This is a genomic window from Streptomyces europaeiscabiei, assembly GCF_001550375.1.
Taxonomy (GTDB): Bacteria; Actinomycetota; Actinomycetes; order Streptomycetales; family Streptomycetaceae; genus Streptomyces; species Streptomyces europaeiscabiei.
Genome location: NZ_LRTR01000677.1, coordinates 1 through 2847 on the forward strand (window position 1 = coordinate 1; position 2847 = coordinate 2847).

Annotated in this window: 3 protein-coding genes; all 3 read left to right on the forward strand. The window is 73.2% G+C overall.

Features of this window, described 5'->3' with window-relative positions; genetic code table 11:
- Positions 1 to 254: 254 nt before the first annotated feature.
- The 3 genes from AWZ10_RS33205 to AWZ10_RS33215 all read left to right on the forward strand — a co-directional run bounded on the left by AWZ10_RS33205 (position 255) and on the right by AWZ10_RS33215 (position 2839).
- A complete protein-coding gene (locus AWZ10_RS33205; RefSeq protein WP_046708640.1) occupies positions 255 to 1868 on the forward strand; it encodes a class I adenylate-forming enzyme family protein in 1614 nt (537 codons plus the stop codon).
- A 174-nt stretch (positions 1869 to 2042) separates the two neighbouring features.
- Positions 2043 to 2423, forward strand: a complete 381-nt coding sequence (locus tag AWZ10_RS33210) for an AMP-binding enzyme (RefSeq protein ID WP_046708494.1) — start codon at positions 2043 to 2045, stop codon at positions 2421 to 2423.
- A gap of 107 nt (positions 2424 to 2530) precedes the next feature.
- Positions 2531 to 2839, forward strand: coding sequence for a LysR family transcriptional regulator (locus AWZ10_RS33215; RefSeq protein WP_046708495.1), 309 nt, complete (start codon positions 2531 to 2533; stop codon positions 2837 to 2839).
- Positions 2840 to 2847 lie beyond the last annotated feature (8 nt).

The window sequence follows — 2847 nt, forward strand, 5'->3', positions numbered from 1 at the left end:
GTGGGGGGCGGCGGCGTGCGGGTGGGGGGCGGGCCGGTCGTCCGACAAGGGGTGCCTCCGGGAGGGGAGCGGTGTGCCGACGCCGGGATTGTGCGGGGCCGCGGGTGCGTGACGACAGTGCCACCTGACACAGCAGACCTCTCATCACACTTTCCGATGCCACTTGAAAACCCGCATGCGGGTTTGTTTTTCTGGGGTCGGGCTCCGCGGGGGCCCGCGTTGAAGCAGGGGCTCACCCACCACGGAGAAGCCACATGATCAAGCTTGACGACATCCGCCGGCACGCGGCCGTCCGCCCGGACGCCGACGCCGTCGTGGACGGGGCGACGCGCCTGTCCTGGGCGCGGTTCGCCGACGCGGTGGACCGGTTCGCCGCGGGTCTGGTGACCGCACTGCCCGACGTCCGCCCGGTCCGCGCGGTCTTCCTCGCCGGCCCGCGCTGGGAGCTCACGGTCGCCATGGCGGCCTGCGCCACGCTCGGCATCCCCTGCACGGGGCTGGACCCGCAGCAGGAGCCGGACCGGCTCAGGGCCGCACTCGAACTGCTCGGCCCCTGCGCGGTGTTCGTGGCCCCCGAGTACCAGCCGCAGCTGGAGCGCTGCGCGTGGCCGGGCGCGGACAGGGCACTGCGGGTCGTCCTGGACGGCGAGAGCGGCCCCCTGGCCGGGCAGGCGGCCGGGGCGCCGCGAACGCGGTCCGCCTTCCCGGTGCTCCTGGGAAGCGAACCGCTGCAACAGCTTCCTTCTCCCCTGCACCGTGAGTGGCTCACCGTCGTACCCGGCGGGCCCCGGCCGCGCGTCGCGGTGCGCGCCGCCGCGGCCGAGGCCCGCGCGCTGATCGACCTGGTCGAGGAGTTCGGGTTCGACGCGCACGACATCCATCTCGTGGCCGCGCCGCTGTGGCAGCCGCTGGCCCTGCAACTGACGCGGACGCTGCTCGCGGTCGGCGCCACCGTGGTGCTGGGGGCGCTGCGGGATCCCGCGGCCCTGGCCGCGCAGCTCACCTGCGAAGGCGTCACCACCGCGGTGCTGGACCCCGGGGTGCTCCTCGCGCTGCTCGCCCACCCGGCCTGCGACGCCCCGGCGCACACCCCGCAGCTGCGCTGCGTGGTGACGCCCGGCACCCACCTGGGCCGCTGGACGCTGGATGCGGCCTGGGAGCGGCTCGGCCCGGTGCTGCACCTGGTCCACAGCACACCCGAGTCCGGCCTCGTCACGATCCTCACTCCGGAGGAGTCGCAGGTCACCCGGGCGCGCAGCGGCCGGGCGGGGCTCGGCACCACCGTCGTGGTGCTCGACGACACAGGCGCCGTGCTGCCCGCCGGCCGACCGGGCCGTATCGCCGTCACCGGTCACCAGGTGATGGACGGTTACCTCGACGGCGAGGACGCCTTCGTCACCCTCGACGCGGGCGCAGGGCAGCAGCGCTTCCTGGTGACCGACGACCTCGGCCTCCTCGACGAGCAGGGCCGGCTCGTCCTGACCGGCCGCGGCTCAGGGGTGACGGCGGTGGCCCGCGACGGCGCCATGGACGCCGCGCTGTTCCGTCTGGAGTCGGACCTGCTGAACCTGCCCTGTCTGCGCGACACCGCCGTGGTGCGGGTCGATCTGCCCGCGCTGGGGGGCGAGGCGCTCGTCGTACCGTTCATCGCCGTCGCCGTCGGACGCGAGGTCACCGGCCATACGGCCCTGAAGACGGCCTGCGCCCGCCGGGTGCCGTCGATCCCGGCCCACGTGATCGCCGTCGACGCCATCCCCTACAGCCCGACCGGCCGGATCAGGACCGCCGAGCTGCTGGAGGCGGTGGTCCCCATCATCACCCTCAACCTCCAGCTGGAGCAGACCGTGCACCAGGAGATCTCCGCTTGACGTTCCCCTCCCCCGCCCGAAGGCGGGGGGCCAGCGGTCGCCCGCCGGATTTCCTGCAGCCTTCCCCGCCCTGCCCTGTTCTGCCCCGCCCCGCCCTGCCCTGCCCTGCCCTGCCCCGCAGCAGTCAAATTCCCTCCCCGGCCTGACGACCGGGGCATCCACGGAGGAATCCCGATGACCGCCACCCCGCACCTGCCCGACCTGTTCGAGGACGCCCAGGAGATGGATCTGGAGAGGGGGTTCTTCGCCCTGGAAGGGGAGCTGCTCGAACTGTCCTGTGTGCGGGAGTGCGCCGTGGTCCTCACCGATCTGCCCGAACTGGGCAGCGCGGTCGTCGCGGCGTTCGTACCGCCGACGCCCCGCCAGGAGATCTCCGGGCGCCGGGCCGTGCTCGCCGCCTGCCAGCGCAATCTGCCGGAGCTGTACGCGCATGCCGTGGCCGTGGACGAGGTGCCGCGCACCGCCCAGGGCGCCGTGCACGGGAGCGAACTCCTGGACCGGGTGCTGCCCCAGATCGCCCGGGACCTGATGTCGCCGGCCGCGATGTCCGACTGACCCGCCCGGATCCGCCCGACGACGCACCCCACAAAAAAACGGGTTGGTTGGTATATTATTGGGGCGGCAAGACGCCGTGCGTGTGCGAGAGAAAAGGGGGCTGGTCCATGCAGTTGCAGCAGCTGCGCGCGTTCCGTGAGGTGGCGACCGAGTTGAGCATCACGCGGGCCGCCAGGAACCTCCACTACGCGCAGTCGACCGTGACCACACAGATCAAGAACCTCGAAGAAGCCGTGGGGGCCGAGCTGTTCGACCGCAGCAGGCGCCAGCTCTCCCTCACGGACGCAGGGTTACGGCTGCTGCCGCACGCCGAGCGCATCATCGACATAGCGGCGGCGGCCCGGCGCGAGATCGCCATGGTCACACGGCACGGCCACGGCCCGCGGCGTCCCGCCGGCCCGCCCGCGCTGCTGTGATCCGCGCG

What these genes read in the sequence shown, in the direction of transcription:
- AWZ10_RS33205 (WP_046708640.1), top strand. Translation starts at nt 255, where the DNA reads ATGATCAAGCTTGACGACATCCGCCGGCACGCGGCCGTCCGCCCGGAC.
- AWZ10_RS33210 (WP_046708494.1), top strand. Translation starts at nt 2,043, where the DNA reads ATGACCGCCACCCCGCACCTGCCCGACCTGTTCGAGGACGCCCAGGAG.
- AWZ10_RS33215 (WP_046708495.1), top strand. Translation starts at nt 2,531, where the DNA reads ATGCAGTTGCAGCAGCTGCGCGCGTTCCGTGAGGTGGCGACCGAGTTG.